This is a genomic window from Niallia sp. FSL W8-0177 (assembly GCF_038006285.1).
Classification (GTDB): Bacteria; Bacillota; Bacilli; order Bacillales; family Cytobacillaceae; genus Niallia; species Niallia circulans_A.
In genome coordinates this window covers 2922471-2944991 of sequence record NZ_JBBOUX010000001.1, presented here as the reverse complement: position 1 = coordinate 2944991, position 22521 = coordinate 2922471, and the positions used below count along the sequence as shown (strand labels likewise).

Here is a 22521-nt window from a genome sequence, read left to right as displayed (position 1 = left end):
CGGATTATTTCAGGCAGTATGATATACCGCCTGAAATAATCTTTTATGAACAATTTAAAAATGCTAACGCCATCTCAATTGAACAGATAAGAAGCAGCAATAGGGTGGTTTATTTTTATGGTCGAAATTTAATGTGATCCCATCAGGAGTATAGGCTACTGTAGGGGTTTCTTTTACACCAATTGACTTAATTAATTGCTCTACTGTTTCCGTTTTAGATAATTGAGCGGCATTCATGAGATTTTTGGAAAAGTCAGGAGAGTTAGCTAATTTTTTTAAACAGGTTTCTACATCAGGCAATAAAGATAGGGTATCCTTAGCAGAGTCGATGAGTTTAGAAGGATTCGCTTCTGGGAGTTCTCGAAAATAGAGAGGATAATGAAGATATGGGTGGAATGCTGCTAAAGTAGGGATTTTACGATGATAATATCGAGCGTGGTACATAGTAGCCATTCCTTTCATGCATAATCTTATTTCTTATATACTATTCCTTATCAAGGGAATTTATGAATAAGAAAAAGACTTGAAATCACAAAAGGAAAAAAGATCCTGTTTGGATATCAAGTCTTTAAAGTGTGCAGAACTTTAAGATGTTTTGTTTAATACTAAAACTTATTACGGTGTTCGATTAGATCAATTGTTCCTAAGACGACATGTGCTAGTCCAAATCCAAAGACTGTATTGGAAATCATGGAATCGACTTTACGATTTTTCTTCATGGCAATGCCGGCAGTTGTAACGGCTGTTCCAAGAACAGTAGGGATTAATCCTTCACGTATATTTTTCATTTTATTGTACTCCTGTTCTGTATTAGTCCAATGACAGGACAGGAATATTATTTGCTTTTGTTTGAAAGCTTATCCTGCATTACATTGGGTCTGCAGGGAAATGATGGTTTTATTTGCTTTTCGCAGCAGCGTCTCTCGCTTCTTTTAAATCATCTCTTATCGTTTCATCTGCCATTGGTATTTTTCTGTTATAAGCAGAGCGAATAATAAGTTGTCCCGCAACTGGAGATGTTAAGAAAATAAAGGCGATTGCAAGAATTAAACGAGAATTAAAAATTTGTTCCGACTGAAAAAAATAGAGACAAGCACCAAGAAGGATAAACATGACTCCTAGAGTTGCGGATTTAGACGCTGCGTGACTTCTTGTATACACATCTGGTAATCTTAATACGCCAATGCTTGCAACTAGACTTAATAAGGATCCTAAGAGAATAAGAATGGCTATAATAATGTTAATGATTGTCTCGGTCATTTTCGATTATTACTCCTTTCTCCAGATACTTAGAAAAAGCTACCGTACCAATAAAGGCTAAAATACCAATGAGAAGAATAACTTCCAAAAAGGCCGAAGTTTTTAACACTATTGATAAAATAGCAGTAATCGCAACAAGGTTGATTCCGATAGCATCTAGAGCGACTACTCTATCGGGAGTAGAAGGTCCCTTTACGACTCGATAAATAAATAAAATCGTCGAGATAGAAACAATAAATAAAGATATATGCATAATGGTCTGGAACATCAAATACTCACCTCTTGTATGGCTTTTTCAAAGCTATTTTTAATACTGCTGATAGCGGCCTCTTTATCGCTAATATCCATTGCATGAATATATAGGATTTTATTATCTTCTGAAATATCCACTACAAGCGTTCCAGGTGTGAGCGTGATAAGATTACAAAGTATCGTTATTTCCCAGTCTTTCCTTAAATCGGTTTCTAGGGCAAAAATACCCGGCGTTACTTTTAACCTTGGCCGAAGAATGATTTTTAACACAGCGATATTGGAAAGTACTAATTCTCTTAGAAAAATACCTAAAAGTTTTAATATAGAAACAACTCGATATAAATAAAACTTATCGGAGAAAAATCTTCTTGTAATAAATATAAGAATCAATCCGATAATAAACCCGATTAGAAACGTATCTGGAGCGAAGGAGCCTTTCAGAAACATCCAAATAAAACTGATTACAAAATTTAATAATAATTGAAATGCCATTGTCATCACTCCTTTAATACGGCATGGATATAGTTTTCCGGTTGCAATAAACTTTCAACAGCGAGTGAAATATATGGTGAGATCATCTCTGTGCCAATTCCGATTAGACAGGAAAGAAGGACTAGTATACACCCGGGTAGTAAAAGTGTTTTTATAGACTTTATAGTAATATTATCTGATTCCTCTCCCCAAAAACCTTTAACAAATATCTTGATAACAGATAGTAATACGAGGAGACTCGATAGCACAACAATAAAACTTCCCATATAATTCCTTTCTTCAAAGGCTCCTTGAATAATGAGTAATTTACCAATAAATCCACTTAATGGCGGAATACCTGCAAGGCTAAGTGCGGCAAGAAAGAAGGTCCAAGTCAGTAAAGGGTATTTCTTCATCAAGCCACTCATATATTTTAAATTGCTAGTTCCAGTAATATAAATCATGATTCCAATTAATAGAAACAGCGCTCCTTTAATAATCATGTCATGTAAAAGGTAGAAAATCGCTCCATTTAAGGAAGTGCTATTAAAAATAGAGAATCCATACAAGATAACACCAATTGCCGTAACGATATTATAAATAATAATTTTTTTGACATCATTATAGGCAATTGCTCCAATTGCTCCTAAAATAATGGTTAGAAGAGACAGGATGCCTAATAATGTAAAGACATAAGAATCCTCATAGAAGAAGAGGGAGTACGTCCGGGCAATCGAATAAACTCCAACTTTTGTTAATAACGCTCCAAATAATGCAAGTATCGGTATGGGAGCGGCATAATAAGATCCTGGAAGCCAGAAAAATAACGGGAAGAGAGCCCCTTTTAATCCAAAGACGATTAAGAACAGGACAGCTATGACCGTTAATATGCCTGATCCACCCACTTCACTGATTCGCTCTGAAATAGACGCCATGTTTAAAGTTCCAACAACAGAATAAAAATAGGCAACGGCAATAACGAAGAGTGCGGAAGCGACAACATTTACAATAATATATTTTACTGTTTCTCTTAATTGAATTTTTGTATTTCCAAGAACAAGTAGTACATAGGAAGCCATTAACATTACTTCAAAAAATACAAACAAGTTAAAGATATCGCCAGTTGAAAACGCACCAATAACACCAACTAAGAGAAATTGAATCATAGCGTAATAAAAGTAATTTTCTCTTTCTCTATCGATTCCCTTTAAGGAGTAGAGGATACAACAAAAGGCGATTATATTTGTTGTTAACACAAGAAGTGCTGATACCATATCTGCTACAATCGTTATCCCAAACGGAGCATCCCAATTACTTAAATTTACTGTTTGAATTCCCTCATTTTTGATTTTATCTATCATAAATAGCACAATTATAATCGAAACACTAGTGCTCAATAAGGAAATAATCCGTTGTAAGATGGTCTTCTTATAAAAGAAAATCAAAATGATTCCTGTGAGTAAAGGAATTAAAATTGGAAATAGAATTAAGTTACTCATGCTTTTTCCCTCTCAATTTCTCCAGATTATCAGTCCCTAATTCTTGATAAGTTCTGTAGGCAAGTACTAATAAGAAGGAAGTGACACCAAAGCTAATAACAATCGCAGTTAATATTAATGCTTGGGGTAACGGGTCAGAATAACTGTCAGCATGCTGCCCTAAGAGTGGCGCAGCACCTTTCTTTAAGCCACCCATCGTTAATATTAGTAAATGAACCCCATGGCTAAGAAGGCCAGTTCCGATAATAATGCGCAATAGACTCTTAGAAAGAATTAAATACGTCGCACACATAAATAAAATGCCGATAATGAATGCCATTAAGAATTCCATTAGTCATCCTCTCCAATCGTTTGAATAATGGTCATTGTAACTCCCACTACTACTAAGAAAACCCCAAGATCAAACAGTGCAGCAGTGTGAAGGGACGTTTCTCCTAATAAAGGCAAGTGAGCATGTTTATTAAAAAAGTGCGTTAAAAATGGTTTGTCATTTAATACGCCAATCATTCCTGTTAAAGTGCTTATCAGCAATCCTATTGCAGTAACATAGATAAAATTAACCGGAAAGATTTTCTTTACTAATTTTAAATCATAAGCTATCAGCAATAGAACTATTGCTCCACTTGCCATTAATCCACCGATAAAGCCTCCGCCTGGCGTATAGTGACCAGCAAAAAAGAGATCAACTGCATAGAGGAGTATTAAAAAAACAATGACTTTTGTAATGGTTTGTAAAACTAAATTATTTATTTTCATTTTTCTTTCCTCCCATTCTCAAAGTGATCATCGAATAAATACCAATAGCAGCAATAGCTAGTACTGTAATTTCAAAAAGTGTATCAAAACCCCTGAAATCCACTAAGATAACATTTACCATGTTTTCTCCTGCCGCTTTTGTATACGTATTCTCCACATAAAATTGAGAAATGGAATCGAATAGTTTCGTGCTATAGGAGGCAATCGCAATGATCATCACTACGAGTCCAACTAGTACAGAAATGATTGCATTGGATAATTTGAAAGGAATACTTTCCTTTTTTCTAGCATTTCTAGGTAAATGGTAAAAACACAATAAGAATAAAGCAACGGAAACTGTTTCAATAACTAATTGTGTTAAAGCAAGATCAGGTGCGCGAAATACTACGTAAAATAATGATACGGTATATCCGACTGCTCCTAAAAGAATAATAGAAGTCAAACGAGATTTAGCGAATAATATAGCGATGGTGGAAATCACCAGAACAAGCGACAGCACGACTTCATATCCACCAATTGGTGCTAGTCGGGAAGTGTTTATTGTAAAGCCATCCTTTATAAATAGAGTGTAAGAAAGGATTAGAATAAAGAAAGAAAAGATATAAATGAGATAGGTACGCAAGGAACCTGTCATATATCTGTTTGTCAGCTTGTTAAATCCATTTTCTGTTTCGCCAAATAACCAATCATATATTCGATTCCAAATAATAGGAATGGCTTGATAGATAACAGACCATTTTCCTACAGTTAAATAGAGAATTATTCCAAACACAATGACCCCAATCGTCATAAATAACTCAGGTTCAAATCCATGCCAGTGATAGATATGCAGATCATAAACGCCTCCGCCATAAATAGATGTAATAGCAGGAGAAAGAATGGTATTGGTTAGAAGCCCAGGAAATAATCCAAATATGACAACAAGGGATACTAAGATAATGGGTGAAATAAGCATACCCATTGGTGCTTCATGTGGTTTAGCCGATAATTTTTCTGGTTGGTATTTTCCAGTGAAAGTCTTAAATACAAGAATCATGCAATAAACAAATGTAAAGATACTGCCGATCCATGCAATGACAGGTAATAGAACTCCCCACGTATTTAGGTTAAACATTTGGAAGTCAAGAATATTTAACATACTTGCAAAGAACATCTCTTTGCTCAGAAATCCATTAAATGGCGGGATACCAGCCATAGACAGCGAGCCAATTAATGCGATAGCAAATGTGATTGGCATAATCTTCATCAGGCCGCCTAAACGACGAATATCTCTTGTCCCAGTTTCATGATCAACAATTCCAACCATCATAAACAAACTTCCTTTAAAGGTTGCATGGTTGACAAGATGGAAGATTGCAGCAGCTGTGGCAATGTAATAAACACTTTCATTGTCATAGTGGACACCAGCAGCTCCAATCCCTAGTAAAGACATAATCATTCCGAGCTGACTGATTGTTGAGTATGCTAGAAGACCTTTTAAGTCTACTTGTTTTATTGCCATAAAAGATCCATATATTAGAGTAACAATCCCGACAAGTGATACAATCCACAGCCAATAACCAGACACTGCAAAGACAGGACTTAAACGGGCCACAAGATATATACCAGCTTTAACCATTGTAGCGGAATGCAAATAACTGCTGACAGGTGTTGGAGCTTCCATTGCATCAGGCAGCCAAATATGGAATGGAAATTGGGCAGATTTTGTAAATGCACCAAGTAAGATACAAATCATCCCTAAAATAAATAATGGATGAGACATAATAGAATCTTGTTGAACAGAAGTAATTATTTCTGAAATAGTAAAGGATCCGGTCATTAGGTAAAGTAGAACAATTCCTGCTAATAAGGAAAGACCACCAAATACGGTAACAACCATTGATTTGATTGCGCCATATCGCGAGTTACTTCGATTATTCCAAAAACCTATTAAAAGAAACGAAGAAATACTGGTAATTTCCCAGAACATATAAAGCACAATGAGATTATCAGATAAGACAACACCGAGCATTGCTCCCATGAATAATAGAAGATATACATAGAAATGATTGACCTTCTCTTTGTTTTTATCCAAATAATAAATGGAATAGAGAATAACAAGAGAACCGATTCCAGTTATTAATAATGCAAATAGCATGCCGAGACCGTCTAATTTTACGGCAAAATCAATTCCTAGTGATGGAATCCATGGGATTGATTCTACTTTTGTATGTAAATTTGAGGTTGTCCCAATGTTTCGGCAAAAATAAATAAACAATAGCAAAGGAAGTGGAAGAACAAACCATCCAGTATGTATTTTTTTCATAAATTTAAATGTGATAGGTATTAATAGGGTGTATAAAAATGGTGCAAGTACAACCCAGTGAAGTATAGACAATTTAACCCCTCCTTAATCTTTTCTAAATAAACGCTTGAAAATAACTGAACATGTTAAAGTATAACGCAAAAAAAAACGCTCTGCATACAGGAAACAAGAAATTAAGTTAAGGATCAACCTTTCTATTAAATAGGTAGAAACATGGTCTAAAATAGGAAAAATTTTTTTATTTTTTTGTGTAAAACACCCACCTTTTTGCTCAAACTAATGGTGAGGTGGTATATACATGCATTTAAAAACAAAGGTCTATATTTCCATATGTCTATTTTCTCTAGGTCTTTTTGTTGGAATTTTATTGGACAACTTCCAAAAAAGAGAGTTTTATTCACTGGAGGAACTTCTTTTCATAGAAGAGGCAAACTCTCCTTTTTTTGATGAAACGATGATTCCTTTTCAACCAAGAGAATATATCAGGATAATCGCAGAAGAATAATGCAGCGAAAAGGGACAGCCGTTTATTAATGGTTGTTCTTTTTTTATGTTCTGCAGTAGAAGGAAAAATATGTGTAAGGGGAAAACTTGTTTATTTCGTAAATATCCAAATGGAAGCAGTCTTTCGTATTCCCAAACTATATTTAAAAAGGAGAGCCATCCTGTAGCTTTTTACGTTGCATTTCTGCATAGAATCAATAAATGGATCTGATAAATTAATGAAAAAAAATAAAGATAAAATACAGAAAATTAAAAAGGTTAAGTGATATTCTGTTATAATATAGATATATATAAAACAGCTAGCTTATCGAGATGAATAGAAGGAAGAACGGTTTAGACAGGATGATTCATGTGAAATATCGATAAAAAAGAAGGTGAAAGAATGGAAAAGCAACAGTATTTATTTATTGACTTTGAATTCACCATGCCAGAGAAAAGTAGTAAGTTTAAGGGGTTTTATCCAGAAATTATTGAGGTTGGTATAGTAGCCGTTGTTGGTGATACCATAAGGGAACAGTTTTCTTCATATGTAGTACCCCGTAAGTTTTCAACCCTTTCAAGGAGATGCAAATCTTTTCTACATATTTCACAAGAACAAGTAAATAACGGGATATCTTTATACGATCTAATGAAAAAGCTTGAGGCAATTTGTAACGGATACCAAAATATTATTGTTACATGGGGAAACATGGATATGAAAGTGCTAAAGGATAATTGTCATAAAGCACAACTTCCCTTTATACTATCTTGTAAAGAAGTTGATTTATCGATGGAATATAAGCGGTTTTTTGGTGATAAAAACCAAACAGGCTTATGGAAAGCAGTTAGGGAATATGGCAGAGAGGGAACTGGGAAACATCATCGTGCTTTAGATGATGCCTTAACCACTTATCATATTTTTAAACTCGTTGAGCAAGATAAGAAGTACTTGGGGAAATCTAATCAACCAACCATTGGAGACTTAATTGATATGTCTAAATTATTTAATAAGTTTGCATAAAAAAGACGAAGAATACATTCCTCGTCTTTTTTGTTATTTTCATCTAAACGATTTTATAGTATTCTGCATTAAGTATTTCCAAGTTTTTTAAACTTTGAATAGCGAAAGCAGAATCATCTTCTTGAAGCTCTTTACGCATTTTTTCGATAGCAGTTTGTAGAGAATCATTATAAGAAGGAATGGAGTCTTCTTTATATAGCTTGACCATTTTCTTTGGAGCATTCATCTGTTCTCGGTAAGAAAGGGCTTTTCTTTCATGGAAAATATCAACTATGGCCTCTTTTGGCTGATGCAAATCTCCTTGCATCGGATGCTTTAAGACCGCAAGAACCCGTACTAAATAACTTTGAGGACGAATCTCTGTAATTTCCCCGATGTATTTTCCAGTTTTATAAAAGGCGGTGACGATGGAACCGATAGCTAGTTCTGACAATCTAATCCCTCCAGATTTTCTTTCCTTTTATAGTATCATAAAGGCTATAGTTTGATAAACGAGAATAACTGCATAATAAGGAGTCTTTTTTCAAATATTAATACCAAACCGTCCATGGAGGAAAAAAGATGAAAAAACTGAGTTTATTAGTGCTGATAACCATTTTCCTAACCGGCTGTGCGGAGGGGGAAGTGACAAAAGCAGAGGTAGAAATGTTTAATGATGTGGGAGACTCTTTAGGAACAATTAAATTGCAGGAGCAGGCTGACGGAGTAAAATTATCTTTAAACTTAAAAGGTCTAACTCCAGGAATCCATGGTATTCATATACATGAAACAAATAAATGTGATGCTCCAGATTTTCAATCGGCAGGCAATCACTTTAATCCAGATAATAAAGAACATGGTTTACTTCACCCAGAAGGTGCCCATGCGGGTGATTTACCTAATATCTTGGTAAAGGAAGATGGAACTGCAAAAGCTGAGCTAATGGCACCACAAGTAACCCTTAGAGATGGAAAAAATTCTTTATTCAGCAAAAAAGGGACTTCAATCGTTATTACCGAACAACAAGATGACGGAATGACTCAACCAGCAGGGGATTCAGGAGAAAGAATCGCATGTGGATCGATTAAAAAGAAATAATTCTATATGAAACAACAGGCGACTTTTAGGATCGCCTGTTGTTTCTTTGGTTCATTTCTAAGAAGCTGGGACAAACAAAAAATGTTTTAGGATTTTTTAGTGTTGTTATTCTGCTTCTTTTATACGAAAAAGATTTAGATTCGCCTTTATAAGATTCCTGTTTTACTGAAATGTTTGTACGAGAATAAAAATATTCAATCCAACAATTAAAATAGCCATAACCCATGAAATAATCGTAATCCATTTTGTATTGACTAGGTTTCCCATGATACGTTTTGAACTAGTAAACATTATTAATGGAATAAGAGCAAAACCAATTCCAAATGATAAAATTACTTGACTTATTACTAGTGCAGTTGTTGGATTAATACCTAATGCAATGACAGCAATAGGAGGCACCATTGTAATAAATCTTCTTACATATAAAGGAATGCGAAAATGAATAAATCCTTGCATAATAACATCTCCAGACATCGTTCCTACAGATGAACTGGATAATCCAGCAATTAATAAACCAAGTCCAAATAAAGTTGCTGAAACGGGATTTACTAACTGTCCAAAATAGTTAAAAGCTACATCTAAATCTTCTACAAATAATCCATTTTTATGGAATAATGCACTAGAGACGATAAGCATTGCCCCATTAATAAATCCTGCAATCAACATGGCAATAAGGATATCGATAAATTCAAAGCGGAAGATTTGCTTTTTCTCTTTATCCGTTTCCCCAACAATTCTATTTTGTGTTAATGCAGAATGTAAGTAAATCGCATGTGGCATTACTGTAGCCCCAAGGATCCCAGCAGCTAAAATTACGCTATCTAATCCATCAAATTGTGGAGTGAATAACCCATGTAATAAAGATGGAACATCTGGCTTCGCAAAGAACATTTGTACAATAAAAGAAAGGACAACAATAAATAGCATCGCAGTAATTCCTGCTTCTAGAGAACGGTATCCCCGTCTTTGTAATTCAAGAATAGCAAAAGATCCTACAGCAGCAATCAGACTAGCTTCCAGTAAAGGAATACCAAAGAGAAGATAAATACCAAGTGCTGCACCAATAAACTCTGCTAAATCTGTTGCCATAATGACAAGCTCACCTTGTATCCACAAGCCGATAGATACAGGCTTGGGAAATTCCTCTCGTGCTATCTCTGCTAAATTTTTACCGGTAGCGATACCTAATTTTGCTGATAAGGATTGAATAATTAACGCCATAATATTAGAAAAAAGAATAACCCATAATAATAAGTATCCATATTTTGATCCAGCAGCAATATTCGTTGCGAAGTTTCCTGGATCAATGTAGGCAATTGCCGCAATGAATGCCGGTCCTAGAAACGGAAGGATTTTTTTCCAACTTTTAACTTCCTTGCTAAACACACTTTTTGCTGTTTTAGAATGAATTTTTTCTAAAGATCGATTTCTGTCCATTTTCCTCACCTGATTTTGCTTTGGTTTAAAAAGTTTCGTTAATGCAACTTTTATATAAAAGATATTCCTAAATTAGAAAATTGTCAATCTATTTGTGTTATTAATTTATAGGAATGTTTGTTAATTTGTTGAGGGAGTATGGGAGTGTAGAAGACAGGAAATACAAAGAATACCTAGCTGAATTTCCAGCTAGGTATTATAAGCTATTATTTTACTTCTTGTGTACCAGTTACTTCGCCATCAATTACAGCAGAAGATTTAAATGCATCACTTTTGTAATAAACATTACCATCTACTTTTGCAGTGGCGTCAACAGTAAATCCATTAGCTTCTACGTAAACATCACCGACAAAAGTACCGCCTTGGATTTTGAAATTTTCACTTTGTACAGTCATTTTAGGAGCTGTTAAAGTGAAGGAATCAATAATATTATGGTCTTCATCTTGTGTATAAAGAGCAAGTTTACGATAGATTGGATTAGCAGCATCATTTTTATCGTGGAATTCACCAGCTACTAAGATATCACTGTCTACTTTTAAATCTTGAAGTGTTGCAACAATCCAAGTTCCATCAGCACTTAATGCTTTCACTAGTGGATCTGCTTCATTTACGATTGAAGCTGTTGTTACTACATCAGCTGATTGTTCTGCTTTTTTCTCTTCTTTCTTTGGTTCTGTGTCTGTATTTCCACAAGCAGTTAAAAGTGCTCCTGCTAAGATGGAAGCTAGTAAAACTTTTGGTGAAATTTTCATGATTAGTTCCCCCTATAAATGTTCTTTATGTTTTTATGTGAATGGATTCACAATACAACATTATATTAACATACAGTTTGTAGTTGTAGAGGGGAGAGGTGTGACTAATTTGTGAAAGAAATATGGTGAATATGTGACTTTATTTTAATAATCAGAAAATTAACAACGGGCTTTTACTTCCATCAGTTACTCGTTTTGCATAAAAAAAGAGCGAGGTTTGTCAGGGGAAAATTCCCAACAAACCTCGCTTCTTTATAACTGCGTAACATCAATTTATTAATTCATCCACTCTGGTTTACCGAAGCCTTTAAAATCCTCATCAATTACTTTTTCGAATTCTGCTGATTCAACAGCGGCTTTGATATCTTTAGCGAATGGAGCATCTATGTCTTTTGTATTAACAACAACACGATTACGATATTGATCGAGCATATTTTCTAGTTTTAGTGCATCTAATAAGTTCATTTTTGCTGCTAGGGCGAAGTTGCCTGGTACAGCAGATAAATCTACACTGTCAACTGCACGAGGTAATTGTGCCGCTTCAATTGTTTCAAATTTTAGGTTTTTAATATTCTTTGTCACATCTTTTTCAGACACAGTAAGTGGATCCGCAGCTTGATCAATTTTAATTAAGCCTGCTTCCTCTAAAATTAAGAAGGCACGAGCCGCATTGGTCGGATCGTTAGGGATAGCAATTGTTGCCCCATCTGTAATATCTTCCATGCTTTTGAACTTTTTCGAATAAATACCCATTGGTGCAGTTGGAACAGAAATTAGTTCAGATAACTCTATGTTATTTTGTTGAGCAAAAGATTCCATATAAATTTTATGTTGGAATAGATTCGCATCTATACTACCGTCGGCTAGTGCTTTATTTGGCTGCACATAATCTGTAAACTCTGTAACTTCTACTTTATAGCCTTTCTCTTCCAAAATAGGTTTAATAGCCTTTTTAACCATGTCTGCATAGGGACCAGAAGTTGCACCAATATTAATTTCCTTTTTCTCTCCTGTATCTGCATTGTTTTTGTCTTGTCCGCAAGCACTAAGTACAGTAAATGATAATAATAATAGAATTCCTATAAGTATTTTTTTCATTGTCTTTTCCTCCTATTAACTTAAAGTGATTATTAACGCTTATCCAATGTCTTGGATATTTTATCCCCAAAGAATTGAATGATTTGAACCAAGCAAATGAGAACAACGACAGTCGTAATCATGACAGTATTATCATAGCGATAATAGCCATATTGAATGGCAAGATCACCTACACCGCCGCCGCCGACTATTCCAGCCATAGCAGAATAGGCAATTAAATTGATAATGGTAATAGTGATTCCTTGAATAATTCCAGGTCTTGCTTCTGGTATCAAGACTTGCCAGATAATCATCCATGGGGATGCACCGATAGCGACAGAAGCTTCAATAACTCCTTTATCAATTTCGCGAAATGCTTGTTCCACTATTCTCGCAAAAAAAGGAATCGCAGCAACAGATAGGGAAACAGAAGCAGCAGTAGGACCAATCGTTGTGTTAGTAATCCATTTTGCCAATGGTAAAAGGGCGATTAGTAAGATAATGAAAGGGATAGACCGCACCATGTTTACAACAAAGCCTACCGTGTTTTTTAATAGTGTGTTTTCGAGAAACAATCCTTTATCTGTTACAAATAAGAGGATTCCGATCGGTAAACCCACAATAATAGCCACAACAATAGAAATGCCAACCATATATAAGGTTTCAAAAAACGCTGAATTTAAGTCAGGAAGTAACTCGATCAAATAATTCCAATCCAGACTAAGAGGCATGATATATCACCTCCACATTTTGGGTGCGATCTTTAATATACTGTATCGCTTTTACAATTTCATTTTCTTCCCCTGTTAATTCCATGATAAAAATACCAAGGGGATTATTTTGAATATATTCGATTTTTCCATGAAGTATATTTCCCTTCACCTGATAGTGCTGAAAGGCGTCCGAGATAATTCCCTCTTCCGCGATGGCACCTTGAAAGGTAACCTTAATGATTTTCCCTTTTCTTTCTTCTAATAGGTGGTTAGGTAATTCAAATTGAAGAATGCTATTTACAAAGTTTTTAGTAAGCTCCTGTTTTGGGTTTGCAAACATATCGTAAACTGAACCTTCTTCCACTACCTTCCCTGCTTCCATGACAGCCATTCGATCACAAATATCTTTTACAACCTCCATTTCATGGGTGATTAGAACGATGGTTAAACCAAGTTCCTTATTAATTTTTTTTAATAACGCAAGAATGGATTTTGTTGTAGTTGGATCAAGTGCAGACGTTGCTTCATCACAAAGAAGCACGGTTGGATTATTTGCAAGGGCTCTAGCGATTCCCACTCTTTGCTTTTGTCCTCCACTTAATTGGGCAGGAAAGACATCTTTCTTATCTGCCAGCCCCACCATATCAAGCAACTCTAATACCCGTTTATGTATTTTCTTAGAAGGTAAATTAGCTGCTTTAAGAGCAAAAGCAATATTTTCATATACCGTTTTACTACTAACAAGGTAAAAATGTTGAAAAATCATGCCGATTTTTAAGCGAGCGGCTCTTAATTGCTTTTGATTTAACTTTGTTAAAGAAATATTATCGATGATAATTTCTCCACTGGTGGGCTTTTCTAATAAATTTAGACAGCGAAGCAGAGAGCTTTTACCAGCTCCGCTATAGCCGACAATTCCAAATATTTCGCCTTTTTTAATTGATAAAGAAACATGGTCAACACCAATAACTTGTTCTTTTTTTGTTTTATATATTTTGACCAAATCATTTACTTGTATCATTAGAAAATACTATCCCCCTTTGCTAAAAACGCAATATTTTGTAACATTATTTTAAAACCTTTATCAGTTAAGATTGGCGAAAATTCCTTTCGTTAAGTCTGGGAAATAAAAAAAACTTCTTTCATTTTGAAAGAAGTATCGTATTAATTATACCGATCTTATCTTTCAGAATAAGTCATTCTGCAGGAGTTAGCACCTTCCTTTAGGAAAGGAGGTTGCTGGATGTCATCGGGCCTGTTCCCTCAATCTCTCTTGATAAGTAATTATGGAATTTTCACTAAATGAATAATAAAGCTAAAATACTGAATTGTCAATAAAAATTTACCTTTTTAAATGGTGAGAATGGAGGGGGTGCTCTTTATTTCTGTTATCTTCTTCAGAAGGAAATATGATAGAATGGTTTTTGAACAAATGGAACGAAAGGTGACAACGGATGAATAGTCAGGAAATTAATTTTGAATGTGTGCGTTTATTAAATGAATGGGACCCATTTTCAATAGGAGAGGGCAATTACGATACTGAAATTGCGGATATTCTTCAAGCGATGCATGATGTTGATTTGGAAGATGATCTGGCAGCTTCTATCCAAGCTATCTTTGAATTTTCTTTTGAAGAAAAACTCCCTTTAGAGGATTGCATGGCAATCTCGCGTAAACTTTTATCGCTAAAACGAAACAGTTCTTGCTCTTTTTAGAGAGTCAAATAAATTTTTTCTTTATATAGAAAATACAGCAAATAAATTGCATACAAATTTGCTGTTGAAAAATGAAATTAGTACATTAAATTTAGTGATAATTTGATATAATGAGAATATTTAAAAGGCGAGCAGGAGGATGGACATGAAATTAACAAATAAAGAAATTGAAATTGCAGAAATTCTAGAAAAAGATGCAAGGATTTCTGATGAAGATATAGCTAAGATGATTGGGGAAGATTTAGAAAAGACAAAAGAAATGATTGCCAAATTAGAAGAAGTAAATGTAGTGGTACGTTATACATCTATAGTAGATTGGTCAAAAGTGGAAGGTCATGAAGGCGTAACTGCAATGATTGACGTTAAAGTAACACCTAAAAGAGGGGTAGGCTTTGACGAGGTTGCTCAAAGAATTTATCGCTTTAAAGAAGTTAAATCATTATATTTAATGTCCGGAGCATATGATTTATCAGTTATTATTGAAGGCAAATCGATGAATGAAGTAGCGAGATTTGTTTCGGAAAAACTTTCTACATTGGATTCAGTTATCTCAACAACGACTCATTTTATTTTAAAACAATATAAGCATGATGGAACAATATTTGAACCATCGGATGAAGACAAAAGAATTGTGGTGTCACCGTAATGAAACAAACAAAAAGTTATATTGCACAAAAGGTTGAGGAAATGAAACCATCTGGAATACGCAGATTTTTTGATTTAGCATCCGGTATGGAAGGAGTTATTTCCCTTGGGGTAGGAGAGCCAGATTTTGTTACCTCTTGGTCAACAAGAGAGGCAGCGATTTTATCACTAGAGCAAGGGTATACCTCTTATACGGCGAATCCAGGCTTAATCGAGCTTCGAGAGGAAATTAGTCATTATATGCAAAAAAGATTTGCGGTATCCTATAAGCCATCTTCAGAAATCATTGTAACTGTTGGAGCTAGTCAGGCAATCGATATCGCTTTACGAGCCATTCTGAACCAAGGAGAAGAGGTTATTGTTGTTGAACCATGCTTCGTTTCTTATGCACCGTTAGTAACGCTTGCAGGAGGGGTTCCAATTGCGGTTCAAAGCTTAAAGGAGAATGATTTTAAAATCAAGCCTTTTCAATTAGAAGAAGTAATTACGGAACGAACAAAAGCAATTATGATTTGTTCGCCGAATAATCCTACGGGATCCACACTTTCTCAAGAAGAGCTTGCAGCAATTGTGGCAGTAGCAGAAAAGCATGACTTGCTTATTCTTTCCGATGAAATATACGCAGAGCTTTGCTATGATGATGAATATACAAGTACAGCAGCAATAGAGGGAGCGTGGAAACGTACTATTCTCCTTTCTGGTTTTTCAAAAGGATTTGCCATGACTGGCTGGAGACTAGGGTTTGTTTGTGGACCAGAGGAATTAATTCAAGCAATGCTCAAGATTCATCAATATAGTTTAATGTGTGCACCAACGATGGCTCAATATGCGGGACTAGAAGCATTGAGAAGTGGTGAAAACGATGTGGAAGAAATGAAGAAAAGCTACCGGCGCAGAAGGAATTTTATCGTTCAATCTTTAAATGATATGGGGTTAACTTGTCATATTCCTGGTGGAGCTTTTTATGCGTTTCCTAATATAACAGCAACAAAAATGAATGCTGAGACATTCGCAGAAAGACTGTTGATGGAAGAAAAAGTAGCAGTTGTTCCAGGAAGTGTATTTGGTGAAAGTGGCGAAGGACACGTTCGTTGTTCCTATGCTACATCATTGCAACAATTACAAGAAGCTATGAAACGAATGAAGCGTTTTGTCGAAAAATATTCTAAATAGAGGCTAAAAGAGGTGTTTCGAATAGATGGGAATCCCATCCTTTCAAATGCCTCTTTCTTATTTAAGCAGGTTCGTAAAAGTCATAGTTTCAGCAAAAGATTAACGGGAATTATAACAGTGAAATAAATCCTTTTGTAAATATGGCGATATTGTGATATAATCTTATAATGCATATAAAAGGAAAATTAATATAAACAATTAGGAGTGTTCTCATGTCAGATAAAATTGAAGTTGGAAGTGTTTTTAAAGGAAAGGTAACAGGTATTCAACCTTACGGTGCGTTTGTTTCTTTAGACGAAAATACACAAGGTTTAGTTCATATTTCAGAAGTAACCCATGGTTATGTAAAAGATATTAATGAGTTTTTAAAAGTTGGCGATGAAGTGAACGTTAAAGTTCTTTCCATTGACGAAAATGCTGGTAAAATTGGTCTTTCTATCCGTGCAACAGAAGAAGCACCAGCACAACCAGAAGCTGCTAAAGCAAAAAAACCTCGTCCTAAACGTCAAACAGCTGCTGTAGTTGAAACAGAAAACGTACAAGGATTTAATACGTTAAAAGATAAATTACAAGAGTGGATTGATCAATCTAACCGCGACGATTTAATTAAAAAATAATTTCTTATAAAGGGCTGTCCGATGTGAATTACACATAGGGCAGCCTTTTTTGCGTTTTCATAGGGAGAACTAATTTGGCTAAGTTAGGGTTTATTATGCCAAGAATGAATTTTTAGAAAATACAAATAAAATTCTATCCATCCGTAGAAAAATCAGCTAAAGTGAATAGTATAGATATTTACTTACATTATACATTAAATTGGAAAGGATGATTGAATGGTACATGAAGTTAATAAATCTATCTCACTAATGGAGCAGTCGGAGAAATATGGAGCAAAAAACTATAATCCACTGCCAATTGTCATTTCAGAAGCAGAAGGTGTCTGGATTACTGATCCTGAAGGAAATAAATATATGGATATGCTAAGTGCTTATTCAGCATTAAACCAAGGTCATCGCCATCCTAAAATAATTCAAGCATTGAAGAGACAAGCGGATCGTGTAACCTTGACTTCTCGAGCTTTTCATCATGATCAATTAGGTCCCTGGTATGAAAAGATTAGCTCCCTAACCAAAAAAGAGATGATCCTCCCGATGAATACAGGTGCTGAAGCCGTAGAAACTGCTATCAAAGCAGCAAGAAGATGGGGATATGACCGTAAAGGAATAGAAAAGGACAAAGCAGAACTCATTGTGTGTGAGGGGAATTTTCATGGAAGAACATTGGGAGCCGTTTCTCTTTCCTCTGATGAAGAATATAAACGCGGATTTGGACCATTGTTACCGGGGGTTAAAACGATTCCCTATGGAGATATTGATCAATTACAAGAAGCAATTACAGTAAATACAGCGGCATTTATTGTAGAACCAATTCAGGGGGAGGCTGGTATTATCATTCCACCTCAAGGTTTTATGGAAGAAGCCTATCAACTATGTAAGGCTAATAATGTTTTGTTTATTGCCGATGAAATTCAAACAGGACTGTCAAGAACAGGTAAATTATTTGCGAGTGAGTGGTACGGTATTGTGCCAGATATGTATATTTTAGGAAAAGCGCTTGGAGGAGGAGTCTTTCCTATTTCAGGTGTTGTGGCAGATAAAGATGTATTAGGTGTTTTTAATCCAGGCTCTCATGGATCAACCTTTGGAGGAAATCCAATGGCGTGCGCTGTATCAATTGCAGCTATAGATGTAATCATAGAAGAGGATTTGACCAATCGTTCGGCGCAATTAGGCGAATACTTTCTTCAAAAGTTATCGGAAATAACAAATCCAATTATAAAAGAAATACGGGGAAGAGGATTGTTTATAGGGGTTGAATTAAAGGTTGAGGCTAGAGCTTATTGTGAAAAATTAAAAGAAGTAGGATTGTTATGCAAAGAAACCCATGATTCTGTCATTCGCTTTGCTCCACCATTAACGATTACGAAGGAAGAGTTAGATTGGGCGATAGAGCGTATAAAGCAAGTATTAAATGAGGATAGCCCAGGGCTAAACTAAATAAATAACTCTAAAAAAAATCATTCCTTACAAAAAAGCCAAACAATCAGCAAGTGGAATTGTTCGGCTTTATTTTTGTTTATCCATTTTTATCTATCTAGCTGTCTTTGGCATAGACTCCCTTTCAGCAGCGGAAAAGGGTTTAAATAATAAACCAAGGTTTATTAAACCTGCAATTCCGACTAAACCGTAAATAATACGAGAAATAACGGATCCTTGGCCGCCAAATAGTGTTGCCACTAAATCAAATTGAAAGAAGCCTATTAATCCCCAATTTATTGCTCCTATAATCGTTAATATTAATGCAATTCTTTGGATTACGCTCATTTTATGTCCTCCTTAAAAATATAGTGGAAATCTTTCTTATTTTTAGTAGAATTCACGAAAGTATACATTTAGAAAAATAAACGAATAATGAATGATGGAGAAAACATATACTATTTGCCAGCACTAAGCTCAATCCTTTGATTTTCTTGTAATTTTGATTAATAATAATCGTACAATTAGTATTTTTTTTACTAATGTAAAAACAGAATGGGAGGCATTCATTTGGAAAACTTTATTTTTTATAACCCGACAAAACTTATTTTTGGTAAAGGGCAATTGGCACAATTAAAAGATCAATTAGCTTCCTATGGCAAAAAAATCCTCTTAGTGTACGGAGGAGGAAGTATTAAAAGAAACGGTCTATATGATAATGTAATGACCATCTTAAAGGAAAATGGAAAAGAAGTATTTGAACTATCTGGTGTAGAGCCAAATCCTCGATTAACTACTGTACAACGTGGAGTTGATATATGCAAGACAGAAGGAATTGATTTCATTTTAGCAGTTGGTGGAGGAAGTGTTATTGACTGTACCAAGGCCATTGCCGCAGGAGCTAAATTTGATGGGAACCCTTGGGAATTCATCACGAAAAAAGCAGCGCCTAAAGCAGCGTTACCGTTTGGAACAGTTTTAACACTTGCGGCAACTGGTTCTGAAATGAACTCTGGCTCTGTTATTACTAATTGGGAAACACAAGAGAAAGTTGGCTGGGGTAGTCCATTTACATTTCCGGTATTTTCTATTTTAGATCCCGAAAATACATATACAGTTCCTAAAGATCAAACAATATATGGAATCGTGGATATGATGTCACATGTGTTTGAACATTATTTCCATTTAGAAGAACACACAGAATTACAAGATTATATGTGTGAATCTGTATTGAAAACGGTCATAGAGTTTGGTCCTAAACTTGTAAATGACTTAGAAAATTATGAATATCGTGCTGCGATATTATATTGTGGAACGATGGCTCTTAATGGTATGCTCAATATGGGATATCGTGGTGATTGGGCTACCCACAACATTGAACATGCAGTTTCTGCAGTATATGATATTCCCCATGGTGGAGGACTTGCTATTCTTTTCCCTAATTGGATGAAGCATAATTTAGCTGTAAAACCAGAACGCTTTAAGCAATTAGCTGTTCGCGTATTTGGAGTAGATCCAGAAGGAAAAACAGCGGAAGAAGCTGGTCTAGAAGGAATTGAGAAATTACGTGCATTCTGGAATGAGCTAGGTGCACCTTCTCGTTTAGCTGATTACGACATTGATGATAGTAAACTGGAGTTAATGGTTGAAAAAGCAATGACGAATGGTGGATTTGGCCAATTTAAAATGTTAGATGCAGAGGATGTTTTAGCAATTTATAAAGCATCATTATAAAAATGCAGAAAGACGAGCAAACAGTTCGTATGAATTGTTTGTTCGTCTTTCTGCAATAGAGAAGAAATGGAATAATTGGTGAATAAATTTAAAAAAAATAGTTTGTATCCGTTTTCATACCAAGTTCTTTCTTGATTACTTTTTCTACTTCCGATAAAGTGGAAGAGGAGTATAAATTAAATATATTGGAGGATCATTTATGACACACGTTCGTTTTGATTACTCAAAGGCATTAAGTTTCTTTGGAGAGCACGAAATTACATATTTAGAAGATGCAGTTAAAGTTGCCCATCATTCCTTGCATGAAAAAACTGGACAAGGAAGTGATTTTTTAGGATGGATTGATCTACCTGTAGATTATGATAAAGAAGAATTTGCGCGAATTCAAAAAGCAGCAGAAAAAATTAAAAGCGACTCAGAGGTTTTACTTGTAATCGGTATTGGTGGTTCTTACCTAGGAGCACGTGCTGCAATTGAAATGTTAAATCATAGCTTCTATAATTCTTTATCAAAAGAAAAGAGACAAACACCACAAATTATCTTTATTGGAAAAGATATTAGTTCCACTTATATGAGTGATGTAATTGACTTCCTTGGAGATAAAGATTTCTCTATTAATGTTATTTCTAAGTCTGGAACAACTACAGAGCCGGCGATTGCTTTCCGTATTTTCCGTAAATTACTGGAACAAAAGTACGGAGTAGAAGAAGCGAGAAAGAGAATTTATGCTACTACTGATAAAGCAAGAGGAGCTTTAAAAACTCTAGCTACAGAAGAGGGCTATGAATCATTTATTATCCCAGATGATGTTGGTGGACGCTATTCTGTTTTAACACCAGTTGGTTTATTACCAATCGCTGTCAGCGGCGCTGATATTACAGCAATGATGGAAGGGGCAGCAGCAGCTAGAACAGATTTCGGTACATCTGAATTAAAAAATAACATTGCCTATCAATATGCTGCAGTTCGTAACGTTCTTTATAACAAAGGAAAAACAATTGAAATGTTAATTAACTACGAGCCAGGATTGCAATACTTCTCTGAGTGGTGGAAGCAATTGTTTGGCGAAAGTGAAGGGAAAGACCAAAAAGGTATTTATCCTTCTTCAGCTAACTTCTCAACCGACCTTCACTCCTTAGGACAATATGTGCAGGAAGGCCGTCGCGATATTTTTGAAACAATTGTTAAAGTTGACAAACCGCGTCATGAATTAGTTATCGAAGCAGAAGAAAATGACTTAGACGGACTAAATTACTTAGCTGGACAAACTGTTGATTTTGTTAATAATAAAGCATTTGAAGGTACGTTACTTGCACATACAGATGGCGGTGTGCCAAATCTAGTTGTAACAATACCAGAAATGAATGAATATACATTTGGATATCTTGTGTATTTCTTCGAAAAAGCTTGTGCGATAAGTGGATATTTATTAGGCGTAAATCCATTTGATCAACCAGGGGTTGAAGCATATAAAGTAAATATGTTTGCTTTACTAGGTAAACCTGGCTTTGAAGAGAAAAAAGCAGAGTTAGAAAGTCGTTTATAAGTTAGAATAGATTGAGCTGTCGATATACTCGTATTTGAGTATTCGACAGCTTTTTTATTTTTCTTTGAATTTTTAGGAAAATATACAACTCTATTCATTTTTAATCCAAGATGTTTAAAGGTTTAGAGAGAGGTTAAATAAAGAGAAAGGGGTAATAGAAGGAGGAAATAGGAATGCTTGTTGAAAAAGAACAATTATTGATTAAATCATTACAGGAATGCATGATTGTTTGTAATCATTGCTTAAATGAATGCTTAGCGGAAGAGCGGGTAGCACCAATGCTTGATTGTATTCATATGAATAGGGAATGTATTCAATTTTGTAGTTACTTAGAGCAGGCAATCATTAGAAAATCTCCATATGCAAAGGAATTTGCAGAAATTTGCCTTTCTGTTTGTGAGGATTGCGCAAATGAATGTAAGAAACACGACCATCGTCATTGTCATTATTGTGCAGAAATTTGTAAAGAATGTATAGAAGCATGTAAAATATTTTTAGAATCATAGTAGGTTGTTATAAAGGCTTGTTTGAAGAGAGGGAAAATTGGTTTTTCGAGGGGGCAGCTCGAA

The 22521-nt window shown here is 35.1% G+C and carries 27 protein-coding genes and 1 riboswitch; of the genes, 11 read left to right on the top strand and 16 right to left on the bottom strand.

Annotated elements, in window-relative coordinates; translation table 11 throughout:
* Positions 1–63 precede the first annotated feature (63 nt).
* From NST77_RS14565 to NST77_RS14525, 9 genes are all read right to left on the bottom strand, one after another.
* Positions 64–462, bottom strand: a complete 399-nt coding sequence (locus NST77_RS14565; RefSeq protein ID WP_341123146.1) for a hypothetical protein — start codon at positions 460–462, stop codon at positions 64–66.
* A 143-nt stretch (positions 463–605) separates the two neighbouring features.
* Positions 606–788: an asparagine synthase gene (locus NST77_RS14560; protein WP_095330548.1), complete on the bottom strand. Its 183-nt coding sequence runs from the start codon at positions 786–788 to the stop codon at positions 606–608.
* A gap of 109 nt (positions 789–897) precedes the next feature.
* Positions 898–1260, bottom strand: coding sequence for a monovalent cation/H(+) antiporter subunit G (gene mnhG / locus NST77_RS14555; protein WP_163187786.1), 363 nt, complete (start codon positions 1258–1260; stop codon positions 898–900).
* The gene (locus tag NST77_RS14550) at positions 1241–1528 is read right to left on the bottom strand and encodes a Na(+)/H(+) antiporter subunit F1 (protein WP_095330551.1); all 288 of its coding nucleotides are present in this window, start codon (positions 1526–1528) and stop codon (positions 1241–1243) included. Before NST77_RS14550 ends, mnhG begins: the two co-directional genes overlap by 20 nt.
* Positions 1528–2004, bottom strand: coding sequence for a Na+/H+ antiporter subunit E (locus NST77_RS14545; protein WP_095330553.1), 477 nt, complete (start codon positions 2002–2004; stop codon positions 1528–1530). Before NST77_RS14545 ends, NST77_RS14550 begins: the two co-directional genes overlap by 1 nt.
* Before the next feature lie 5 nt (positions 2005–2009).
* Complete coding sequence (locus NST77_RS14540) at positions 2010–3482, bottom strand: Na+/H+ antiporter subunit D (RefSeq protein WP_341123144.1); 1473 nt, start codon at positions 3480–3482, stop codon at positions 2010–2012.
* Complete coding sequence (locus NST77_RS14535) at positions 3475–3813, bottom strand: Na(+)/H(+) antiporter subunit C (protein ID WP_047942219.1); 339 nt, start codon at positions 3811–3813, stop codon at positions 3475–3477. The genes NST77_RS14540 and NST77_RS14535 overlap by 8 nt, the downstream gene beginning before the upstream one ends.
* Complete coding sequence (locus NST77_RS14530) at positions 3813–4238, bottom strand: Na(+)/H(+) antiporter subunit B (RefSeq protein WP_095330557.1); 426 nt, start codon at positions 4236–4238, stop codon at positions 3813–3815. The genes NST77_RS14535 and NST77_RS14530 overlap by 1 nt, the downstream gene beginning before the upstream one ends.
* A complete protein-coding gene (locus NST77_RS14525; RefSeq protein ID WP_163187782.1) occupies positions 4225–6615 on the bottom strand; it encodes a Na+/H+ antiporter subunit A in 2391 nt (796 codons plus the stop codon). Before NST77_RS14525 ends, NST77_RS14530 begins: the two co-directional genes overlap by 14 nt.
* Before the next feature lie 226 nt (positions 6616–6841).
* Here NST77_RS14525 and NST77_RS14520 point away from each other — a divergent pair, with 226 nt between their 5' ends.
* A complete protein-coding gene (locus NST77_RS14520; protein ID WP_095330561.1) occupies positions 6842–7048 on the top strand; it encodes a hypothetical protein in 207 nt (68 codons plus the stop codon).
* A 381-nt stretch (positions 7049–7429) separates the two neighbouring features.
* A complete protein-coding gene (gene kapD, locus NST77_RS14515; RefSeq protein WP_047942214.1) occupies positions 7430–8047 on the top strand; it encodes a 3'-5' exonuclease KapD in 618 nt (205 codons plus the stop codon).
* A 43-nt stretch (positions 8048–8090) separates the two neighbouring features.
* Here the strand turns inward: kapD and NST77_RS14510 are convergent, their stop codons facing one another.
* Complete coding sequence (locus NST77_RS14510; protein WP_047942213.1) at positions 8091–8480, bottom strand: kinase-associated lipoprotein B; 390 nt, start codon at positions 8478–8480, stop codon at positions 8091–8093.
* Between the two features lie 128 nt (positions 8481–8608).
* On the opposite strand from NST77_RS14510, the gene NST77_RS14505 reads away from it, so the two are divergent.
* Positions 8609–9124: a superoxide dismutase family protein gene (locus tag NST77_RS14505; protein WP_341123142.1), complete on the top strand. Its 516-nt coding sequence runs from the start codon at positions 8609–8611 to the stop codon at positions 9122–9124.
* 162 nt (positions 9125–9286) lie between these two features.
* Here NST77_RS14505 and NST77_RS14500 read toward each other — a convergent pair whose 3' ends face one another.
* The 5 genes from NST77_RS14500 to NST77_RS14480 all read right to left on the bottom strand — a co-directional run bounded on the left by NST77_RS14500 (position 9287) and on the right by NST77_RS14480 (position 14124).
* Positions 9287–10561 (bottom strand): Nramp family divalent metal transporter, encoded by a 1275-nt coding sequence (locus tag NST77_RS14500; protein WP_341123141.1) that lies wholly within the window; start codon positions 10559–10561, stop codon positions 9287–9289.
* A gap of 206 nt (positions 10562–10767) precedes the next feature.
* Positions 10768–11313: a polymer-forming cytoskeletal protein gene (locus tag NST77_RS14495; RefSeq protein WP_341123139.1), complete on the bottom strand. Its 546-nt coding sequence runs from the start codon at positions 11311–11313 to the stop codon at positions 10768–10770.
* A 276-nt stretch (positions 11314–11589) separates the two neighbouring features.
* Positions 11590–12411 (bottom strand): MetQ/NlpA family ABC transporter substrate-binding protein, encoded by an 822-nt coding sequence (locus tag NST77_RS14490; protein WP_341123138.1) that lies wholly within the window; start codon positions 12409–12411, stop codon positions 11590–11592.
* A 32-nt stretch (positions 12412–12443) separates the two neighbouring features.
* Entirely contained in the window at positions 12444–13121 is a 678-nt protein-coding gene (locus NST77_RS14485) for a methionine ABC transporter permease (protein ID WP_061799039.1), read from the bottom strand.
* Complete coding sequence (locus NST77_RS14480; protein ID WP_095330570.1) at positions 13111–14124, bottom strand: methionine ABC transporter ATP-binding protein; 1014 nt, start codon at positions 14122–14124, stop codon at positions 13111–13113. Before NST77_RS14480 ends, NST77_RS14485 begins: the two co-directional genes overlap by 11 nt.
* 155 nt (positions 14125–14279) lie before the next feature.
* A riboswitch (SAM riboswitch) is annotated at positions 14280–14386 on the bottom strand.
* A 171-nt stretch (positions 14387–14557) separates the two neighbouring features.
* On the opposite strand from NST77_RS14480, the gene NST77_RS14475 reads away from it, so the two are divergent.
* The 5 genes from NST77_RS14475 to NST77_RS14455 all read left to right on the top strand — a co-directional run bounded on the left by NST77_RS14475 (position 14558) and on the right by NST77_RS14455 (position 18693).
* A complete protein-coding gene (locus NST77_RS14475; RefSeq protein WP_095330572.1) occupies positions 14558–14818 on the top strand; it encodes a DUF1871 family protein in 261 nt (86 codons plus the stop codon).
* Between the two features lie 145 nt (positions 14819–14963).
* A complete protein-coding gene (locus NST77_RS14470) occupies positions 14964–15464 on the top strand; it encodes an Lrp/AsnC family transcriptional regulator (protein ID WP_123258119.1) in 501 nt (166 codons plus the stop codon).
* The gene (locus tag NST77_RS14465; protein WP_095330576.1) at positions 15464–16636 is read left to right on the top strand and encodes an aminotransferase; all 1173 of its coding nucleotides are present in this window, start codon (positions 15464–15466) and stop codon (positions 16634–16636) included. The genes NST77_RS14470 and NST77_RS14465 overlap by 1 nt, the downstream gene beginning before the upstream one ends.
* Before the next feature lie 212 nt (positions 16637–16848).
* Entirely contained in the window at positions 16849–17253 is a 405-nt protein-coding gene (yugI, locus tag NST77_RS14460) for a S1 domain-containing post-transcriptional regulator GSP13 (protein WP_341123136.1), read from the top strand.
* A gap of 216 nt (positions 17254–17469) precedes the next feature.
* Positions 17470–18693 (top strand): ornithine--oxo-acid transaminase, encoded by a 1224-nt coding sequence (locus tag NST77_RS14455; RefSeq protein ID WP_095330580.1) that lies wholly within the window; start codon positions 17470–17472, stop codon positions 18691–18693.
* 93 nt (positions 18694–18786) lie between these two features.
* On the opposite strand, the gene NST77_RS14450 is transcribed toward NST77_RS14455, so the two are convergent.
* Positions 18787–19020, bottom strand: a complete 234-nt coding sequence (locus NST77_RS14450) for a DUF378 domain-containing protein (protein ID WP_095330582.1) — start codon at positions 19018–19020, stop codon at positions 18787–18789.
* 222 nt (positions 19021–19242) lie between these two features.
* Here NST77_RS14450 and NST77_RS14445 point away from each other — a divergent pair, with 222 nt between their 5' ends.
* From NST77_RS14445 to NST77_RS14435, 3 genes are all read left to right on the top strand, one after another.
* Entirely contained in the window at positions 19243–20406 is a 1164-nt protein-coding gene (locus NST77_RS14445) for an iron-containing alcohol dehydrogenase (RefSeq protein ID WP_095330584.1), read from the top strand.
* Positions 20407–20605: 199 nt separating this feature from the next.
* Positions 20606–21952: a glucose-6-phosphate isomerase gene (locus tag NST77_RS14440; RefSeq protein ID WP_095330586.1), complete on the top strand. Its 1347-nt coding sequence runs from the start codon at positions 20606–20608 to the stop codon at positions 21950–21952.
* Between the two features lie 173 nt (positions 21953–22125).
* On the top strand, positions 22126–22458 hold the full coding sequence (locus NST77_RS14435; RefSeq protein ID WP_095330588.1) for a four-helix bundle copper-binding protein: 333 nt from the start codon (positions 22126–22128) through the stop codon (positions 22456–22458).
* Positions 22459–22521: the final 63 nt, after the last annotated feature.